At 64.5% G+C, this 19,683-nt stretch carries 15 protein-coding genes and 1 pseudogene; 10 read left to right on the top strand and 6 right to left on the bottom strand.

From position 1 onward, the window contains the following. Positions 1 to 22 precede the first annotated feature (22 nt). From NAO55_RS06720 to NAO55_RS06705, 4 genes are all read left to right on the top strand, one after another. On the top strand, positions 23 to 1,288 hold the full coding sequence (locus NAO55_RS06720) for a HAMP domain-containing sensor histidine kinase (RefSeq protein WP_102840987.1): 1,266 nt from the start codon (positions 23 to 25) through the stop codon (positions 1,286 to 1,288). After that, positions 1,285 to 1,944 (top strand): response regulator transcription factor, encoded by a 660-nt coding sequence (locus NAO55_RS06715; protein WP_003298864.1) that lies wholly within the window; start codon positions 1,285 to 1,287, stop codon positions 1,942 to 1,944. Before NAO55_RS06720 ends, NAO55_RS06715 begins: the two co-directional genes overlap by 4 nt. A 355-nt stretch (positions 1,945 to 2,299) precedes the next feature. Next, on the top strand, positions 2,300 to 4,600 hold the full coding sequence (locus NAO55_RS06710; protein ID WP_102840988.1) for a TonB-dependent receptor: 2,301 nt from the start codon (positions 2,300 to 2,302) through the stop codon (positions 4,598 to 4,600). Between the two features lie 236 nt (positions 4,601 to 4,836). After that, positions 4,837 to 6,000, top strand: coding sequence for an MFS transporter (locus NAO55_RS06705; protein ID WP_102840989.1), 1,164 nt, complete (start codon positions 4,837 to 4,839; stop codon positions 5,998 to 6,000). Positions 6,001 to 6,027: 27 nt separating this feature from the next. Here NAO55_RS06705 and NAO55_RS06700 read toward each other — a convergent pair whose 3' ends face one another. The 4 genes from NAO55_RS06700 to exaA all read right to left on the bottom strand — a co-directional run bounded on the left by NAO55_RS06700 (position 6,028) and on the right by exaA (position 10,897). After that, positions 6,028 to 6,663, bottom strand: coding sequence for a 3'-5' exonuclease (locus NAO55_RS06700; protein ID WP_102840990.1), 636 nt, complete (start codon positions 6,661 to 6,663; stop codon positions 6,028 to 6,030). A gap of 99 nt (positions 6,664 to 6,762) precedes the next feature. After that, complete coding sequence (locus tag NAO55_RS06695; RefSeq protein ID WP_102840991.1) at positions 6,763 to 8,079, bottom strand: methyl-accepting chemotaxis protein; 1,317 nt, start codon at positions 8,077 to 8,079, stop codon at positions 6,763 to 6,765. A 127-nt stretch (positions 8,080 to 8,206) separates the two neighbouring features. Then, positions 8,207 to 8,860 carry a pentapeptide repeat-containing protein gene (locus tag NAO55_RS06690; RefSeq protein ID WP_102840992.1) on the bottom strand — a complete coding sequence of 218 codons (654 nt, stop codon included), beginning with the start codon at positions 8,858 to 8,860 and terminating at the stop codon, positions 8,207 to 8,209. Positions 8,861 to 9,025: 165 nt separating this feature from the next. After that, a complete protein-coding gene (gene exaA, locus NAO55_RS06685) occupies positions 9,026 to 10,897 on the bottom strand; it encodes a quinoprotein ethanol dehydrogenase (protein ID WP_102840993.1) in 1,872 nt (623 codons plus the stop codon). Positions 10,898 to 11,206: 309 nt separating this feature from the next. Between exaA and pedF the strand changes: the two genes are divergently transcribed. The 4 genes from pedF to NAO55_RS06665 are packed head-to-tail and all read left to right on the top strand — an operon-like array spanning position 11,207 to position 14,338. Next, positions 11,207 to 11,644 (top strand): cytochrome c-550 PedF, encoded by a 438-nt coding sequence (pedF, locus tag NAO55_RS06680; protein ID WP_046618948.1) that lies wholly within the window; start codon positions 11,207 to 11,209, stop codon positions 11,642 to 11,644. Next, positions 11,644 to 12,558 (top strand): substrate-binding periplasmic protein, encoded by a 915-nt coding sequence (locus NAO55_RS06675; protein ID WP_102840994.1) that lies wholly within the window; start codon positions 11,644 to 11,646, stop codon positions 12,556 to 12,558. The genes pedF and NAO55_RS06675 overlap by 1 nt, the downstream gene beginning before the upstream one ends. Positions 12,559 to 12,608: 50 nt before the next feature. Then, entirely contained in the window at positions 12,609 to 13,355 is a 747-nt protein-coding gene (locus tag NAO55_RS06670; protein ID WP_063540636.1) for a quinoprotein dehydrogenase-associated SoxYZ-like carrier, read from the top strand. Positions 13,356 to 13,408: 53 nt separating this feature from the next. Continuing rightward, complete coding sequence (locus NAO55_RS06665; protein ID WP_102840995.1) at positions 13,409 to 14,338, top strand: quinoprotein relay system zinc metallohydrolase 1; 930 nt, start codon at positions 13,409 to 13,411, stop codon at positions 14,336 to 14,338. Positions 14,339 to 14,390: 52 nt separating this feature from the next. On the opposite strand, the gene NAO55_RS06660 is transcribed toward NAO55_RS06665, so the two are convergent. Then, positions 14,391 to 15,629, bottom strand: coding sequence for a substrate-binding protein (locus NAO55_RS06660; RefSeq protein ID WP_102840996.1), 1,239 nt, complete (start codon positions 15,627 to 15,629; stop codon positions 14,391 to 14,393). Between the two features lie 279 nt (positions 15,630 to 15,908). On the opposite strand from NAO55_RS06660, the gene NAO55_RS06655 reads away from it, so the two are divergent. Continuing rightward, entirely contained in the window at positions 15,909 to 17,684 is a 1,776-nt protein-coding gene (locus tag NAO55_RS06655) for a PQQ-dependent methanol/ethanol family dehydrogenase (RefSeq protein ID WP_102840997.1), read from the top strand. Positions 17,685 to 17,786: 102 nt separating this feature from the next. Here the strand turns inward: NAO55_RS06655 and NAO55_RS06650 are convergent, their stop codons facing one another. Further along, a complete protein-coding gene (locus NAO55_RS06650) occupies positions 17,787 to 18,716 on the bottom strand; it encodes a helix-turn-helix domain-containing protein (RefSeq protein ID WP_500862663.1) in 930 nt (309 codons plus the stop codon). Positions 18,717 to 18,905: 189 nt separating this feature from the next. On the opposite strand from NAO55_RS06650, the pseudogene NAO55_RS06645 reads away from it, so the two are divergent. Next, positions 18,906 to 19,669: pseudogene (locus tag NAO55_RS06645) on the top strand (SDR family NAD(P)-dependent oxidoreductase). Positions 19,670 to 19,683: the final 14 nt, after the last annotated feature.

Genomic DNA, 19,683 nt, shown 5'->3' with positions numbered 1-19,683 from the left:
CTGATCTCCGGGAGTTGCCGATATGTCCGCACTCTGGCGAATCAATCTGCTGGTCACGCTGTTCTTTGCCGTTGTGACCGTGGTCTGTCTGGCCGTGTTGCTGCGCCAGGCCGCCCACGATGTACAGCGCGAGCTCGATGCCGCGGCGGCGGTGGTTGGCTATCTCGGCGAGATGGCCGAGCGTGATCCCGACTCCCTCAGCCCGGGCCTGACCGATAGCCTGCGCCACATTCGCGTGCGCTGGCTGGACGCCACCGAATCGATGCCCGTCGGGGGCGATCCGGCGCTCGACGACTGGCTCGGGACCTGGCTGTACCCCGCCGAGCTGTCGTCGCCCAGCGTCCTTCAGCTAACCAATGGCCAGCGGCTGCATATCAGCGTCGATCCGCATGACGAAGTGGAAGAGGTCAGGGATTCGTTGCTGCAGCTGCTGGTGCTGTTCGGCCTGGCGCTGCTGCTTTGCCTGCTGGCGATCCGCTGGGCCGTGCGCCCAGGCATGCGTGTGCTCGGCGAATTGCTGGGCGCACTTGTGCGTATCGCTGATGGCCGCCTCGATACCCGTCTGCCATCGCATCGCTTCGCCGAGTCGCGCAAGCTCGCCGAGCGCTTCAATCACATGGCCGCTGCACTCGAAGATGCGCGGGCCGACAACGAGCAGCTGACCCAGGCGCTGCTGGCGCTGCAGGAACGTGAGCGCACCCGGCTGGCGCAGGCGCTGCATGACGACCTTGGCCAGTATCTGGCCGGTATCCGCGCGCGGGCCTGCCTGCTGCGCGTCCAGGCAGAGCAACCCGACGCCGTTCGCGAAACCGCGGCGCACCTCGAGCAACACAGCCTCGATCTGCAGAACGGTTTTCGCACGCTAGTGCGAGACCTGTATCCGGTGATGCTCGATCACCTGAACCTGGAAGACGCCATCGAGCAACTCGCCGAGCAGTGGCAGAGCACCCAGGGCATCGAGTGCGAGCTCCGGCTGCGCGGACCGATTCCAGCGCTGTCGATGGACGCCAAGGTGCATCTCTATCGCATGGTGCAGGAGGCGCTGACCAACGTGGCGCGGCATGCGCGCGCGACTCGCGTGTGCCTGCATCTGTGTGGCGGTCACAACGGGCTGCGCCTGCTGCTGCGGGACGATGGCCATGGGTTGCCGCCAGAACGGCCGGGGGTCGGCCTGCGTTCGATGGTCGAGCACGCGCGCTGCCTGGGTGCCCGGCTGCGTATGCGCCACCGCGCCGGCAAGGGCTGGGCGCTCTATCTCAAGTTGCCTTTGCAAGGAGCCACGTCATGAAGATTCTGCTGGTGGATGACCACGCGGTAGTGCGTCAGGGCTATGCGAGCCTGCTCAAGGCATTGCTTCCGGAAGTGACAGTCAGTGAAGCCGCCAGTGGCGAGCAGGCGCTGGAACAGGTGCAGGAATCGATTCCCAGCCTGGTCGTGCTCGACCTCGGCCTGCCGGGCATCAGCGGTCTGGAAACCTGTCGGCGTCTGCGTCAGCGGTTGCCGCTTTTGCCGGTGCTGGTGTTCAGCATGCACGACGAGCTGGCACTGGTCCGGCAGGCACTGGATGCCGGTGCCTCCGGCTATCTGACCAAGCGCTGCGCGCCGGACGTGCTGGTGGAGGCGGTGCGCAAGGTGCTTGCCGGGCAGACCTTCATCGAGCAGCCGCTGGCGACCGAGCTGGCGTGCCAGCGGCCGTCGCAGTCGCCAATCAAGGGGCGACTGGCCGAGATGACGCCGCGCGAGATGGAAATCTTCATCATGCTTGCGCGTGGCATCGGCAATCGGGAGATCGCCGAGCGGCTGTGCATCAGCAGCAAGACCGTTTCGAACCATATGGCCCTGCTGAAAAGCAAGCTGGAGGTCAGCTCCCAGGCTGAACTCGTGCACCTGGCCATCGATCAGGGTTTGCTCCGCGTCGGTGACCGAATGCTGTGCGAGGCCTGATAGGCCTCTTTCCTTCTCTCCTGCTTCGATGCAGCGCGACATGACTGTGTGCTGAGTCCAAAGCACCTGTCCAATTTTTCCAGAACAGCAGCTGCGCGCCTGTACCAGGCGAGCGGGGCGCCTGTGCCTTGCGAAAGTCGCGGGCCGAGTTAGTGCGCTGGTCGTAAGACCAATCTCCACGCGGCTGGGAATTTTTCCCGCCAGAGCCGGGAATTCTTCCCTGTCGGCACCGCGGCATGGCTCTCGATAATCGCGTCTGGCAGGTTGCCAGCATGCGGTTGCCCGCGGTTCTCGCCGCGTCGCGAATGCCGGTGGCCTGGCCAGACCGATTGGCCAACAAGAACAAGGACCACCCATGCCGTATCAGCTCTGTTGCAGCGCGATGCCCCGCCGTACGCTGCTGTCCCTCGCCATCGCCGCGCTGTTGCCGGCGTCCGTTCATGCCGAGCAGACGCTCGATCTCGGCAGCCAGGAGGTGGTCGGTACCACGCCGCTGCCGGGCATCGAGCTGCCAAAGGATCAGGTGCCGTCCAACATCCAGTCGCTGGATGACGAGGACCTGCGGCGGCTCGGCGGCCAGTCGCTGGCCGAAAAACTGCAGCGCGGATTGCCGAGCGTCAACATCAACGAGATCCAGGGCAATCCGTACCAGGCGGACCTCAACTATCGTGGCTTCACCGCCTCGCCGCTGCTCGGTACGCCGCAGGGGCTTTCGGTTTTTCTCGACGGCGTGCGGGTCAATGAAGCGTTCGGCGATGTGGTGCACTGGGATCTGATCCCGAACACCGCCATTGCCAACATGGCCCTGGTGCCGGGCTCGAACCCGCTGTACGGCCTGAACACCCTGGGCGGCGCGCTGGCGCTGCAGACCAAGCGTGGCGATACCCATCCAGGTGGCTCGGCGGAACTCTACGGCGGCTCGTTCGGACGCCAGGGTGGCGCGATTGAACAAGGCGGCAGCCATGAGGAATTCTCCTGGTACCTGGCCGCCGAGGGCATGGACGAGGACGGCTGGCGTGACCATTCGCCATCCGAGGTCCGCCAGTTATTCGGCAAGTTCGCCTGGACCACCGACACCACCGATCTGGCTCTCACGCTGGCGCATGCCGACAACGATCTGATCGGCAACGGCCTGATTCCGGAGAGCATGTACGACCAGCGGCGCGAGTCGATCTTCACCTATCCCGATCAGACCGAGAACCGCAGCCGCCTGATGGCCCTGTCCGCCAGCCACTGGCTCAACGACAACGATCGGCTGTCCGGCACGGTCTATCTGCGCCGCACACGTACCGCGACGCTCAATGGCGACGGCAACGATGAGTACGAGGACGAATACGAGGCGTGGGAAGACGGCGGCTTTATCGGCGTAGGGCCGGAAAGCGGCGTGCTGAACCGTACCCGCACCGCGCAACGTGCCTACGGTCTGGCGCTGCAGTGGGCGCGGCATGTAGGTGCGCATCAGTTCGCCTTCGGACTGTCCCACGACAACACCCGCGCCAGCTTCCACCAGAGCGAGCAGGGCGGCGAGCTGACCGACGAGCGCGGAATCGCCGCCAGCGAAGAGGAGGAACAGGCCAACAGCCTGCTGGGGCGCACCCGTACTTCCAGCCTCTATGCCACCGACACCTGGGCGCTGACCGACGCGCTGCAGCTGACCGGCTCGCTGCGCTACAACCGCACCCGCGTGGTGAACACCGATCGCATGGGCGATGCACTAAATGGCGACTTCACCTATCGCAAACTCAATCCCGCGCTGGGCTTTGCCTGGCAGCTGCGACCGGCGGTCACCGTCTACGGCGGCTTCTCCCAGGGCAATCGCGCGCCGACGCCAATCGAACTGGGCTGCGCCGATCCAGCGAACCCGTGCAGTCTGCCGAACGCCATGGCGGCCGATCCCTTCCTCGAACAGGTGGTCACCCGCACGCTGGAGTTCGGTGTACGTGGCGAACTGGCGGGCGGCACCCGCTGGAACCTCGGGGCCTTTCGCAGCGTGAACCATGATGATCTGCTGTTCGTCGGCACCGGCGGCAGCATGGGCTACTTCACCAACTTCGGCCGCACCCGCCGCCAGGGCATCGAGCTGGGGCTGGCCGGCACGCAAGGGCCGTTCGACTGGCGAGTGGACTACACCTATCTGCATGCGACCTTCCGCTCCGCGGCCTGCATCCTCGCCGAAAACAACAGCACCGAAGGCGAGGGCGGCTGCCCGGACGACGAGATTCGCGTGTCCAGCGGCGACTATCTGCCAGGCCTGCCGAAGCACAACCTCAAGCTGGGGCTGAACTGGAATCTCAACGAGCGGCTGCGAGTCGGCACCAGTGTCCTGGCGTACTCATCGCAGTACGTGCGCGGCAACGAGAACAACCGTCATCAGCCCAACGACGAGGTAGAGGGCAGCGGCAAGCTGCCGGGTTACGCGGTGGTCAACCTAACGGCCGATTACCGCTTAGCTCGTGACTGGACGCTGTTCGGCCGGGTCGACAACCTGTTCGACAAGCGTTACGCCACCGGCGGTGCGCTGGCCGAGAATCCCTTTGTTGGCGCCGGCAACGCCTTCGAATCGGACCCGGACGAATGGCGTCACGAGCAGTTCATCGCCCCTGGCGCGCCGAGGGCGGGCTGGGTGGGCGTGCGTTATCGCTGGGATGCGCTATAACCGATCAGTCGCAGCAGCACCGAGCATGCCGGGCCTTTGTGCCCGGCATGTTCGCGTTCGGCCACACTGCAGTGTTCGGCTTGCCGGGTCCGAGGTATCTGACGCGAAATCGTCACGGCCGATTGCGTATCCTGGCGAGCTTGGCCGATTGGTTGACGGCAACACGGAGCACGGATGAAGCGCGTCCATCACCACATCCTCGTCTCGCAACGTAGCGCTGGCGGGTGCCGCTGAGCATGCCGTCACGCCTGCGCATCGTTCTCGCTCTCGGCAGCGCACAGACCCTAGCCTGGGGCTCGACCTACTACCTGCCGGCCATTCTCGCCGAGCCGATGGCGAGCGAATTGGGCATCTCCACCGGCAATGTATTCGCCGCGTTTTCCCTGGCACTGATCGTCACCGCCGTCCTCGGCCCGCTGTCGGGCAAGCGCATCGACCATCACGGCGGGCGTGATGTGCTGGCGCTTTCCAGCCTCGTTTTTGCCCTCGGCCTGGCCATGCTCGGTTTGGCCAACGGACCGCTGATGCTCTGGCTCGGCTGGTTGGTGATCGGCATCGGCATGGCGCTCGGCCTTTACGAGTCGGCCTTCTCCACGCTTGCCGGCATCTACGGTCGCGATGCGCGCGGCGCGATCACCGGCATCACCTTGCTCGCCGGCTTCGCCAGTACGGTGTGCTGGCCGATCAGCGGCTGGTTGAACGCCGAGTTCGGCTGGCGCGCCACATGCCTCACATGGGCCGGGGCGCATCTGCTGCTCGGGCTGCCATTGAACCGGCTGCTGATTCCGGTTGGCATACAGCCGGCTCCGTCCGCGGCAGAGCAATCGCAGACAGACGGGCGTTCGGGGGCGGGATTGACCATGGCGCTGCTGGCCTTCGTCTTCGCCGCCACCTGGTTCACCAGCACGGCGATGGCGGCGCACCTGCCACGTCTGCTGCAGGAGTCCGGACTGTCACCGGCCGCGGCCATCGCGATCGCGGCGCTGGTCGGACCGGCCCAGGTCGGGGCGCGCTGCCTGGAGTTCGTCCTGCTGCAGCGCTTCCATCCACTGATCTCGGCGCGCCTCGCCGCCATCGCCCATCCCATCGGTGCGGCTGGCGTGATGCTGGCGGGTGCGCCTGCGACCACCGCATTCGTGCTTCTGCATGGCGGCGGCAACGGCATTCTGACCATTGCCAAAGGCACCTTGCCGCTGGCGATATTCGGCCCCCATGGCTATGGCCTGCGCCAGGGGCTGCTGATGGTGCCGGCACGCTTCGCCCAGGCGTTTTCGCCGCTGGTGTTCGCGCTGCTGATCGACGACTTCGGTACGCGCGCGCTGTGGCTGTCGGCGGGGCTGGGGGTGCTGGCGTATGCCGCGCTGACCTTCCTGCAACGTCGGGCGCATGGGCTGGCCTGACTCAGGTCGAGCGCCGCCGAAGCCTTGTCAGCGCGGTAGCGCCGCGAGCAGCATCGCCCGCTGCTCCGCGCTCAGGCCGAGGAACACGCGCAGCGCGGCGTAGGCATCGTTGGCCGCGTAGGCCTGCTGTGCCTCGGTCAGCGCGGGGTTCGCCCAGTTCGAGGTGGCCACGCTGCGGGATTTGTCGATCCGAGCGTCGAGCACCGCGGCCACCGCACCACGCAGGCCGACCTGGCCCTTCTTGCCCTGATAGCGAAGCACCGAGCCCAGGTCCAGCAGGCTGGCCGGCCGGATGCCCAGCTTGCCGTGCAGTCTGGAGCGATCCGACTTCAGCCCGAAACCGATCTTCGTCAGCGCGGGCGCTTGCAGGATTGCGCTGGCCGCTTCGATGCAGCCGGGCACGCCGATCCTGAACAGGTAGGCCTTTGCCGGGGTGGCGAACTGGATCAGGTGCGGACCGCTGGAGACTTCGCCCACCTTGAAGGTGGGTTTGGATTCGGTATCGAAGCCGATGCAGGCAAAACTCATGATTTCGCCCACGGCCGCGCGAAACTCGTCCGCCGTCGCGGGGGTGACGATGTTCGCCGACGTCAGCCCGTTGAAGCGCGGCAGCCCGTCGATGTTCGGATGCTGGCGGATATGAATGATCAGCTTCTGCGTCAAGCTTGCGTCCTCCGCACGCTGGTGATCGAGTCAGCCTGAGGCAGCGGTGCCGGTCCGGCTGTAGCGCTCATGTGCGATCTGCTGTGGACTGGCTCGCCATCAGTTCTTCAACTGGCTGGCGAACTGCCCGACCGCGCTGACGACGCGCTGCGCGCCGTCCTGGATTTCGACGATCACCGCGCCGGCCTGGTTGGCGAATTCCAGTCCGTGCTCGGCCTGGTCGCGGCTCGCGCTCATGCTGTGCACGGCAGATTGCGCCAGGTCCTGGTTTTTCTGCACGACACCGACGATTTCCTCGGCGGCCTTGCTGGTGCGGGCCGCCAGCTGGCGAACCTCGTCAGCCACAACGGCGAAGCCACGACCCTGATCGCCGGCCCGTGCGGCTTCGATGGCGGCGTTGAGGGCCAGCAGGTTGGTCTGATCGGCAATACCGCTGATGGTCTTGAGGATCGCGCCGATCAGCTGCGACTGCTTGTCCAGCGCCTCGATACCGTCGGAGGCTTCCTGCATCTGCTGGGCGATGCGATGCATCACCTCGACCGTCTGCTGGACCACTTGCGCGCCGCGCTGGGCACTGAGGTCGGTGTGCTGGGAGGTGTCGTAGGCAATCGTTGCGGCGTCGGCCACGGCCATCTCCCGGTTGACCTGATCGGTGATGACGGTGGCGAACTTGATCACCTTGTACAGCTTGCCGTAGGCATCGAGCACCGGGTTGTAGGACGCCTCGAGCCAGACGGTCTGACCGTGGGCATCGATACGCTTGAAGCGTTCGGCGATGTACTCGCCACGGTTGAGGCTAGCCCAGAATTCGCGATAGGCCGGCGACTCGCTTTCCTCACGTTCACAGAACATGCGGTGGTGCTTGCCCTTGATCTGCTCGAGGCGGTAGCCCATGCCGTCGAGAAAGCGCTGGTTGGCGGTGATGACATGCCCGCCGAGGTCGAATTCGATCACCGCGGTGGAGCGCAGCAGCGCGTTGACCACGCTCTCGTGCTCGCGCGAGGTTTCGATGGTACGGGTCAGGTTGGTGGCGCACAGGGTGTAGTGGTGCAACGTGCCATCCGAGCCCTTGATCGGCTGCCAGATCGAACGCAGCCAGGCTTCCTTGCCGTCGGCCCGCAGCAGTCGATAGGCACCGCTGAGATGCTCGGCACGCTGCATGGCGGTCTTGAGGCGTGCGTAGTTTGGTTCGGTACGAAACTGCTGGCTGAAGAAGTCGTCGACGGAGCGGCCGATCAGATCGTCGCGGCGATAACCCATTTCGCTGAGGAACAGCTCGTTGGCGTGTTGAATGCGTCCTTGCGGGTCCAATTCCAGGACCATCATCTCCCTGTACAACGAGTTCTTGATCTGCTTATTGATTGCGGCTTCCTCGCGCAATTCAGCCAGTTCTCGTTTCAGGTTCTTGTTGAACATTTATTGGCATCCAGTGAAGGGCAAAGGCCGCCCAGTCACTTGATCGGCGCAGGAGTCCTTTTCCTGAGGTCGAAGGCCAATGGTTTGTTCTATACCGGCGATTGAACTGGCCTATCGCCGGCGTTTTTCATTTCTCCCAATCGACCGGGCAGTCCTTGCAGCCTTCCATGTTGGTGCCCTGGAAGGTCGCGTAATGCCGGCGTGCGCCGGTCAGCACGGCGTTGCCGAGGTTGGCGTCGTTGAGCTTGGCTTCCTGCAGGTTGGCATCGGTGAGATCGGCGCCCAGAAGGTCGGCCTTGCTCAGCCAGGTCATTTCCAGGTCGGCGGCGTGCAGCGTGCTGTCGTGCATCCGGGCGCCGCTCATGCGGGCGAACTCGAGGTAGGCGCCGGTGAGGTCGGCCCTCTCGAACTGGGCGGCCTGGGCGAACAGGCCCCAGCCCTGGATGGCGATCAGCCGGGCATCGGTGAAATTGGCCAGACGCAGGTTGGCCTGTTGCAGGCTGGCGCGGTTAAGCGTGGCACCGCTGAGGTCGGCTTTTTCCAGATTGGCCAGGTCGAGGTTGGCGTGGCGCAGGTTGGCTCCGGACAGGTTGGCACCGGCGAGATTGATACGGCGCAAATCCTGATTGCTCAGGTCGGCGCCGCGCAGGTCGGCGTTGGCACACTGGCTCTCGGGCTGGAGTACGCAGCCGTTGATCGTCAGAGGAGCGTCGTCTGCGGCGATGGCGGACGCGCTGGCCAACAGGAGCAGTGGCAGAAGCAAGCGGTTAGCGGTGTTCATGGGAGGTCACCTGGGGCAGGGCGGGGGAGAAAAAGCGGTCGCGCGGCGTTCCTGGGCCTGTCGACGAGAGCGCCAACCCGCAGCCGACCAGGCCAGGCGCGCCGCGCGAACCGCTGTATCTTCAGAACATGAGGCGTGCCCGCACGGTGGCGGGCACGGCTCGACTCATCGCTTGGCGGTCTTCTTCTCCCATTCCGGCAGTTTGAATACCCAGAACGAACCACCCTGGGCGACCGGCTTGGTCAGTACGGCCATGTCGCCGCCCCACAGCGGCACGGCACCGCCGTAACCGACCGTCACGCCGATGTACTGCTCGCCGTCCTGTTCCCAGGTGATCGGCGGGGAAATCACGCCGCTGCCGGTCTGGAACTTCCACAGCTCGTCGCCGGTTTTCGCGTTGAAGGCCTTGAAGTAGCCGTCGCTGGTGCCGGTGAAGACGAGATTGCCCTTGGTCGCCAGCACGCCGGCCCACAGCGGGAGTTTTTCCTTGTGTTCCCAGGCTACCTTGCCAGTGGTCGGGTCCATGGCGCGCAGGATGCCGACGTGGTCGTCGTACATGCGCTTGATGCGGAAGCCCTGGCCGAGATAGGCGGAGCCTTTCTTGTAGCTGACTTCCTCGGTCCAGTAGTCCTCCTTCCAGTGGTTGGCCGGTACGTAGAACAGGCCGGTATCCTGGCTGTAGGCCATGGGGTTCCAGTTCTTGCCACCGAGGAAGGGCGGGGATACTTCGACCGACTTGCCGTGCTTCTCGCCCGGCTCCGGCTTGGGTGGGCGCTGGCCCTCGTTCTCCACCGGCCGACCGGTTTTCAGGTCGATATGGCTGGCCCAGGTGATGCCGTCGACGAAGGGGAAGGCGTTCTGCAGCTTGCCGTCCTTGCGGTCGACGACATAGAAGAAACCGTTGCGGTCGGCGTGGGCCGTGGCCTTGACGGTCTTGCCGTTCTTGTCCTTGTAGTCGAACAGCACCAGCTCGTTGTTGCCGGAGAAGTCCCAGGCATCGTTCGGGGTGTGCTGGTAGAACCACTTCACCTCGCCGGTGCTCGGATCGACGCCGACCTGCCCGGAGGTGTAGAGGCTGTCGTAGTCCTTCGGGTCGCCGCCATCGCTGGTGCGCTCCCAGCCGTTCCACGGGGCGGGGTTGCCCGCACCGACGATGATGGTGTTGGTTTCCGGATCGAAGCTCGCACTCTGCCATGGCGCGCCGCCGCCCTGACTCCAAGCTTCCTTCTTGCCGGTCGGGTGGTTGGGATCGTCCGGCCAGGACGGCGCCTTGATGTCGCCGGTCGGCGTGCTGTCCTTGCCGTTGAGACGGCCCATGTGGCCCTCGACGAAGGGGCGCATCCAGACTTCTTCGCCGGTATCCGGGTCGCGGGCGAACAGCTTGCCGACGACGCCGAACTCGTCACCGGAGCTGCCATGCACCAGCAGCACCTTGCCGGTCTTGGCATCTTTAACCAGTGTCGGTGCGCCGGTCATGGTGTAGCCAGCGCCGTGATCGCCGAACTTCTTGTTCCAGACGACCTTGCCGGTGTCCTTGTTCAGGGCCACGACACGGGCGTCGAGGGTGCCGAAGTAGATCTTGTCGCCATAGATGGCCGCGCCGCGGTTGACCACGTCGCAGCACGGGCGGATGTCATCGGGCAGGCGATGGGAGTAGCTCCACAGGCGCTTGCCGGTCTTGGCATCGAGGGCGAAGACGCGCGAGTAGGAGCCGGTCACGTAGATCACGCCGTCATGGACGATGGCCTGGGATTCCTGGCCGCGCTGCTTCTCGTCGCCGAAGGAGAACGACCAAGCCGGGGTCAGCTTGAATACGTTGCTCTCGTTGACCTGCGCCAGGGGGCTCCAGCGCTGTGCATTGGTGCCCATGCCGTACTGCAGGACGTTCTCGGTGGACAGATGATCCTTGGCGATGTCTTCCCAGCTGACCGGCTTGGCCTGGGCGGCAGTGGCCAGCGCCAGGCTGCCAGCCAGTGTCAGGCATTGCACAGCGAGGGCGAGCGGACGGGGTGTGCCGGGGTGCGATCTTGTTGTCATGGTTGCGATTCCCTTGGTCGATTCGAACGAGGCCGCCGCATCCGGCTGGCCTGGCGATTCGATTATTGGGAGCGCGCCACGGGTGCGGACACGGAAAACGTCCCGCGAATGCCGGGAATACTTCCCAAGCCCCACTGATTTGGCCTTGCTACCAGTGGAGTGCCGAAGGTGGTAGTAAAACCTAGTACCAAGGGAGGAGATGCAGGCACCCAAAGCAGGATTCTGCCAATCCGTCCTCGCCGCCAACATGACCACCATGCGCTCCGATGGGGCTGCCTTGCACAGGTTCTCGAATAGAGGGTGGTAGTCATGAATAACAAGATCTTTTTGCGCTCACTGCTGGCAGCGGGTGTTCTCGGTATGTCCGGCCTGGTTCTGGCGCATGGTGACGTGACGCCGCAGGCGGTCAACACCAAGGGCCTGCCGGATCTCGGTGAAGAATGGCTGGACGAGAACCCCTATCGTGCGCCCAGCGAGCACCACGACCTGGCCGTGGAAATCGGTTCCTCCGCCTACAACCAGAACTGCGCGCGTTGCCACGGTCTGGAAGCCATTTCCGGCGGTATCGCCCCCGACCTGCGTGAGCTGGAAGCCAGCTACGACGGCGACGAGTGGTACAAGGAGCGCGTGATCAATGGTGCGGTCCGTGACGGTGCCGTGTACATGCCGCGCATGGCCGACACCCTCAGCCAGGAAGCGCTGTGGGCGATTCGCACCTATATTGAAAGCGAAGCGGCCAAGCAGTGATGAACGCCGTCCGGCTGGTTCTGTCGCTGTGGCTGGCACTGTGCTGCGCACTGGCGCAGGCGGACGTGGTCAAGGTGCGCGCCTTCGATGACATCATCGAATCCGGCGTGCTCAAGGTGGCGATGTACGAGAATTTCCCGCCGTACAGCTACCAGCAGGACGGCCAGCCGCGCGGTGTCGATGTGGAATTGGCGCGCAAGCTAGCCGAAGGGCTGGACCTGACACTGGAAGTGCTGTGGGTGACGCCGGACGAAACCCTCGACGACGACCTGCGCAACTTCATCTGGAAGGGGCACTACCTGCGGCCTGGCGTGCTGGCTGACGTGATGCTGCGTGTGCCGTACGACCGCGAGTTCGCCTACAAGCGCAACGAGCTGGGTGAAGTGATCAACGAGCTGGTGGTGATGTTCGCACCCTATCAGCGCGAGCGCTGGCAGTCCGCGTATGACGATCGCCGTCTCGACGAGGTGCCGAGCGTGGCGGTCTTTCAGTACCACCCGATCGGCGTCGAAGTGGACAGCGTGCCCTCGTTCTACCTGTCTTCGGTATTCGAGGGCCGACTGGCGAAGCACACCCATCACTACCCGAGCATTCGCGAGGCATTCGCTGCGCTGCAGCAGGGCGAGGTGGACGCCACCATGGCCATGCGCGCGGAGATCGAGTGGCTGCTCGACCAGGCCGACGACGAGCACCTGAAGCTCGCCGAGAACGCTTACCCGAACATGGGCAAGCAGGTATGGGATCTCGGTATGGCGGTGCATGAATCCAACCGCCAGCTGGCCTACGCGTTGGAAGAAGTACTGGAGCCGCTGATTCTTGAAGGCGAGCTGGAAAAGCTCTACGCCAGCTATGGCTTGAGCTACGAGTTGCCCGGGTTGTATCAGGATGTGGAGAGCGACGTGGCCGGGCGCTGACCGGTTGCGCCATGCCGATCCCGCTGCGGATCGCCGTTCGAGGAGTCGACATGAGCGTCCGAATCTTGCTGCTGATGATGGTCCTTCACGCCTCGGGCGCCCTGGCGGCCGAGGCCGACCCACTGCAGTCGGTGATGTGGGAATACCACCACAAGGGCTTGCTCAACAGCGAGCCCTACGTGTTCGACGAGCGAGTAAAGGTCCAGGTACCGCCATTCGCCGAGGATTCGCGGCAGGTGCCGGTGCACATCGATGCCAGAGCCCTCGGTGACGAGGTGGTGCGCATCGAAGCCTGGGCCGACCTCAATCCCATCCCACGGATTTTTACCTTCACGCCTGGCGAGCAGGTCGTGCCGCTGGTCGCCATCCGCATACGTGTGGAACAGGCGACACCGATCCGCGCGGCGGTGCTGACCCGTGATGGTGTCTGGCACATCGGCTCGGCCAAGGTCGATGCTGCTGGTGGCGGCTGTACGGCGCCTAGCGTGGTGCGTGCCCAGCCAGGCTGGGAAGACCGCCTCGGTGAAGTCATCGGTGGGCGCTTCGCCCGCGGCGATTTCAGTCGTTTGCGCCTGCAGGTCTCCCACCCGATGGATAACGGTCTGGTCGGCGGCATTCCCGAATTCTTTCTCAACCAGGCCGAGTTGCGCGATGCCGACGGTCAGGTCCTGGCGGAGCTGGAACTGTATCCGGCGGTCGCCGAAAACCCGAGTCTGAGCCTGGAAGTGAAGGGCGCGCAGGACACCCGCCTGTGGCTGCGTGACAACAACGGCAACGAGTTCGAAGCCGCGCTCTGAACTGACCAGCCCGCGTTTTCTCCGAGAGCCAGCAACCAAGCCAAGGAGGCGTCATGCGCCTGTTGCTCCTGATGTTCGCGTTCTGTTTGACCCTGCCCGCACATGCCGAGCTGCGTTACACGCTGCAGCCGCGGCAGATCGCCGATGACGTGTGGCTGCTGGAAGGCTCGACGGACAACTTCGACAAGGCCAACGGCGGCAATATCGTCAACACCGGCTTCATCGTCACCGACGCCGGCGTGGTGGTGATCGACAGCGGCCCGTCGCGGCGTTACGGCGAGGCGATGCGCGCGGCCATCGCGAGCGTTACCGATCGCCCGGTCATCAAGCTGTTGCTGACGCATCATCATCCCGACCACGTCCTCGGCAACCAGGCATTTACCGATGTGCCCATCGCCGCGCTCGCCGGCACGACCGAGCTGTTGCGCGAGCAGGGCAACGCCATGGCCGAGAACATGTACCGCCTGGTTGGTGACTGGATGCGCGGTACCGAGGTGGTGTTGCCGACCGAGACTCTGGCGCCTGGCACGCTGGAGATCGGTGGACGTGCCCTGCGTCTGCTCGCTCTGCGCGGTCACACCGGTGCCGATCTGGCCATTCTCGACGAACGCAGCGGCGTGCTCTTCGCCGGTGACATCCTGTTCTACCAGCGCGCGCTGACCACGCCGAACAGTCCAGGCCTGGATGTCTGGCTGGAAGATCTGGATACGCTAGAGGCATTGCCCTGGAAGCGCCTGGTCGCTGGCCACGGCCCGGTGGCCGATGATGCCGCGCCTTTCCTCCAGATGCGCGACTACCTCGGCTGGCTGGACGGTTTGCTGCGAGAAGCCGCCAATGGCGGGGCGGACATGAACGAGGTGATCCAGAGCCCGATCCCCGAGCGCTTCGCCGGCATCAGCCTGACCCGCTATGAACTGATCCGCAGCGTCAGTCATCTGTATCCGCGTTACGAAGCGATGGCGCTGCAGCGCGTCGACGAGTGAAGGCGCGCCCGCGGCGCGCCGGTTGACGTTCCACTCCAGTCGAAGCCTTCAATCACTGCAGCTGTAGCTGATCGCCACGTTCCTGCTGCCAGTCGTCCAGGCTGGGTGCGGCTTCCTCGCCATCCATGCGGTGGATGATGGTGAAATAGTCCTGCTTGAAGCGATCCTGCATGATCTCGCTGCGATTGCGAACCTTTACCGCATAAATGCTCTGGACGTTCTGGTGGTCGAAGTCGCGCCAGTACTGCTCGTCCTTCAACAGGCTATAGCGATGGTTCTCCAGCTCGGCGATGACGGCTTCGCTATCCAGTCGGCCGGCCCGCCCCGCGGCATCGGCCCACTGCCGGACGATGCCGTAGGCTGACGCTGCGGTGCTGCCGGGGTAGGCCTGATGCAACGCGATGTAGCGCTCGACGAACGCCTGGCCGGTTTCGCTTTTCTCTCGCTGCGGTACCCGCCAGGTCCAGGCTTCGGTGCCGATCACGTTTTCCATCACCAGCGGTCCGGCCTGCTCGACGATGCTCTGGGTGAGGTTGGGCACGATGATCTGCATGCGCTTGCCCAGTTCCAGGGTGTGCGCCAGGCGCATGGTCTGTACCAGATCCTGGCCGAGCAGGACGATCACCAGCACATCCGCGTCGCTGGCGGCAGCCTTCTGCAACGCGCTCAGGTAGTCGTCGCGACGGGCACCTCGCGCAGCGATCTTCGAGTAGCCATGGCGTGCGCGGTCGCGGCTCTTGGTCGCTTCACGCAGGGCCTGCTCCATGCTGTGGCCCCAGGCATCGTCGAGGCTGATGTAGTGGTAGCGGCGATTGGGCATGTGCCAGCTCAGGTATTCGCCGAGTACCCGGGCGCTCATCCAGGCACTGTTGGACTCGCGGAACAGGTGGCGATGGCCGTCCCGCCCGGTGATCTCGTTGGCGTAGCCGAGGGTGGGGAAGTACAGCAGTCCAAGTTCGCGGGCGCGCTGGCCGGTGCTCAGCGCCTCTTCGCTGTTAGCGCCGCCGAAGATCATCGCTGCGCCCTGTTTGGCGAAACGGTCGACGTTGGCACGCGCCTTTTCCGCGCGAGCCGCCGAATTCAGGCTGACCAGCTCCAGACGCCGGCCCAGCAAGCCGCCATCCTGGTTGATCTGGTCGACGGCGAGCAGGGCGCCACGGCGCAGCTCCAGACCTTCTGACTTGTAGTTGCCGGTGCTCGGGTAGTTGAGACCCAGGCGGATCGGTTCGGACGCGTGGGCGCTTTGCAAGGTGAAGACGATGAGGGCGATGACCAATGTCGGGCGAAGCATGGCTCTTATCCTTCTGAGCGAGGGGGCGTCCGTTGTAGGGCGTGGGGCGGGCTCAGCGGAATAGTCTTTTCCGGCCATATGGGTGCGACTTTCGGTGCCGCCCGGCATTGGCGGCGGGCCGAATCACGCGTCTTTCGTGGCCTGCGGAGGCGTATTGCTACCAAGGGAGGAGGAAAATCGGTACTGCGGGCAATTGTTGGCGAGGCGGTGCAAACCAAGAATCACCCACAGACCGGGAAAATTTCCCGGCATAACAATGAACCCGCAGAGGTAGCCGCAATGAAGCACACCGGTCTTCGCAAGCCCTTCGCCGTGACGGCGCTATGCGCCGCGGTGGCGATGTCCAGCCTGCACGCCTGGGCCGTAACCGACCAGGAAATCCTCAACGACGCCAAATCCACCGATCAGATCGTCACCAACGGTCTGGGTTTGCAGGGCCAGCGCTATAGCACGCTGGACACGTTGAACACCAATAACATCAATCAGTTGCGACCGGTTTGGGGCTTCTCTCTCGGCGGTGAAAAGCAGCGCGGTCAGGAAGCGCAGCCGCTGATCAAGGACGGCGTGATGTACATCACCGGTTCCTACTCGCGCGTATACGCACTGGATGCCCGGACCGGCAAGGAACTGTGGCAGTACGACGCCCGCCTGCCCGACGGCATCATGCCGTGCTGTGACGTGATCAACCGCGGTGTGGCGCTGTATGGCGACCTGGTGATCTTCGGCACGCTGGACGCCAAGCTGGTCGCCCTGAACAAGGACACCGGCAAGGTGGTCTGGAAGAAGACCGTCGCCGACTACAAGGCTGGCTACTCGCTGACCGCCGCACCGTTGGTGGTGAACGGCAAGCTGATCACCGGCGTTTCCGGTGGTGAATTCGGCGTGGTCGGCAAGATCGAGGCCTACGACGCGAAGAACGGCGAGCTGCTGTGGACCCGTCCGACCGTGGAAGGCCACATGGGTTACGTCTGGAAGGACGGCAAGAAGGTCGAGGCCGGCATCTCCGGTGGCGAAGCGGGCAAGACCTGGCCGGGCGACCTGTGGAAGACCGGCGGTGCCGCTCCGTGGCTGGGCGGCTACTACGATCCGGACACCGACTCTCTGCTGTTCGGTACCGGTAACCCGGCGCCGTGGAACTCGCACCTGCGCCCTGGCGACAACCTGTATTCGTCCTCGCGTCTGGCTCTGGACCCGAACGACGGCTCGATCAAATGGCACTTCCAGTCCACTCCGCATGACGGTTGGGACTTCGACGGCGTCAACGAGCTGATCTCCTTCGACTACAAGGAAGGCGGCAAGACCATCAAGGCTGCCGGCACTGCCGACCGCAACGGCTTCTTCTATGTGCTCGACCGCACCAACGGCAAGTTCATCCGTGGCTTCCCGTTCGTCGACAAGATCACCTGGGCCAAGGGTCTGGACAAGAACGGCCGTCCGCTCTACGACGAAACCCACCGTCCGGGCAATCCTGCCGACGCGGACAAGGGCAAGTCGGTGTTCGTCGCACCGTCCTTCCTGGGTGGCAAGAACTGGATGCCCATGGCCTACAGCCAGGACACCGGCCTGTTCTACGTGCCGTCCAACGAGTGGGGCATGGACATCTGGAACGAGGGCGTAGCCTACAAGAAGGGCGCGGCCTACCTGGGTGCCGGCTTCACCATCAAGCCGTTGAACGAGGACTTCATCGGTGTGCTGCGCGCCATCGATCCGAAGACCGGCAAGGAAGTGTGGCGCTATAACAACTACGCTCCGCTGTGGGGCGGCGTGCTGGCCACCAAGGGTAACCTGGTGTTCACCGGCAACCCCGAGGGCTACCTGATGGCCTTCGACGCCAAGACCGGCAAGAAGGTCTACGAGTTCAACACCGGCTCGGGCGTAATCGGTTCTCCGGTCACGTGGGAAATGGATGGCGAGCAGTACGTCTCCGTTCTCTCCGGTTGGGGTGGTGCAGTACCGCTGTGGGGCGGCGAGGTCGCCAAGCGCGTGAAGGACTTCAACCAAGGCGGTATGGTCTGGACCTTCAAGCTGCCGAAGGATCTGGTCGCCAAGCGCTGATCAGCCTGCGTTACGCAAACCCGGCGGTCGTCGGGTTTGCCAAAACAGAACCCCGGTCCCCATGGCCGGGGTTTTGTCGTTCTGGCGTCAGGCAAAGGCAGTTCATGCCTGGCGATAGGCGCTGGGCGTGACGCCCACCTCACGGCGAAACACCTGGGAGAAGTGGCTCGCGCTCGAATAGCCCACCTCTAACCCGATATCGATGACGCTGCGCTGCGTTTCGATCAGCAGCCGACGCGCCCGCGCCATACGCAGGCCGATGAAATACTGCGACGGCGAAAGCCCGGTCGCGCGCTTGAACATCCGGCTGAAGTGGTACTCGCTCAGCTCGGCGGTCCGGGCCAGCTGCGCAAGGCTGAAATCGTCGGCCAACTGCGCATCCATCGCCTCGATGACCCGGCGCAGCTTGTAAGCCGGCAAGGCGTTGCTGCGGCGGACGACCTCTTGCCGATCGCGATAGTGACGCACCAGATGCACGGCAAGTGCCTGGGCCTGGCCGCGAACGTATAGCAGGCTGGGCTGGCGCTCTTCGATCAGCTCGTGGCTGAGCTTCTCCATCAACCAGCGAACCGTGTCGTCCTGAGCGCCGGAGACATCCCGCAAGGCAACCGCTGTGCTCTGCGGCCCGAGCAGTTCCCGAGCGGCCTGGTCGATGAGCGGCAGGCCGAGATACAGGTGCATCACCTCGAAGCGCTCACCTTCCAGCGTCTGCCAGCGCATCTCGTAGGGCTCGTGGGTATCGGTCAGGAAGAAGTCGCCGGCCCTGACGGTGGCCGCGCTCCATTGCCCGGCCAGTGCACGTTCTTCGACTCGTGCCGCACCGGCCAGTATCAGCACCAGCAGCGGCTCCAACACTGCCGGTACCTGTATCGGCTCGACGATCGTGCGATGGCTGAACAGCTGCACCACCACGTCCTGCATCGGCGGCTGCTGTGTGGTCGCGCGCGCTTCACCAGGCAGGTAATGGCTCATCGACTGCGGGCTGGTTTGCCCCGCATGGGGCCGTGGCGGGGCTTGTGATGGCCGCGGCATGGTGTGCTCCTGGCAGACATTCGAAAGCGCTCAGCGCCGAAGGTTAGCGCAGACCCTGCGCCTCGGCAGATCCCTGCTGCGCGCAAAACCGCGACAGCCAGCGCAAGCGTGCGAAAGCCCGGCCTGCTGCGATAGGCGACAGTTTGCCCATCGCGCCTCCTGGCGCAGCCCAAAAGAGAGGAGAGCACCATGACTGATTCGAATCACATCGTCGTTCAGGAAGTTGCAGGCAAGGTCGCGCTGGTCACCGGCGCTGCCAGTGGTATCGGCAAGGCGATCACCTTGCTGCTGCACGAGCGAGGTGCCAAGGTCATTGCCGAAGACATCGACCCGGCGATCGAGGAGCTCGCTCGGCCGGGGCTGGTGCCGCTGCAGGCGGATATCACCGAAGATGGCGCCGCCGAGCGTGCTGTCGCGCTGGCCATCGAGCATTTCGGCCGGCTCGACATCCTGGTCAACAACGCCGGGATCATCATCAACAAGCGGGTGGTAGACATGACCCGCGAGGACTGGGAGCGCATCCAGGCGGTCAACGCCACGGCGGCCTTCCTGCATTGCCGCGAAGCGGTCAAGGCGATGGTGCCCAACCGCTCGGGGGCGATCGTCAACATCGCGTCTTACGCGTCGTATTTCGCCTTTCCGACCATTGCCGCCTATACGGCATCCAAAGGCGCGCTGGCGCAGCTGACCCGCACCCTGGCGCTGGAGGCGATCGAGCATGGCATCCGGGTCAACGCCATCGGTGTTGGCGATGTGGTGACCAACATCCTCAACGACGTGGTCGAAGACGGCCCGGGCTTTCTTGCCCAGCATGGCGAAGCCGCACCCATCGGGCGCGCGGCGCAACCGGAGGAGATCGCCGAGATCGTCGCCTTTCTCGCCTCGGAGCGGGCCAGCTTCTTGGTGGGTTCGGTGGTCATGGCCGATGGGGCATGACGGTGACGGCCGGCTGAGGCCGTCGCGCAGA

This window comes from Stutzerimonas frequens, assembly GCF_024448335.1.
In the GTDB taxonomy this organism is placed as follows: Bacteria; Pseudomonadota; Gammaproteobacteria; order Pseudomonadales; family Pseudomonadaceae; genus Stutzerimonas; species Stutzerimonas frequens.
This window is presented reverse-complemented; position numbering and strand designations above follow the sequence as displayed.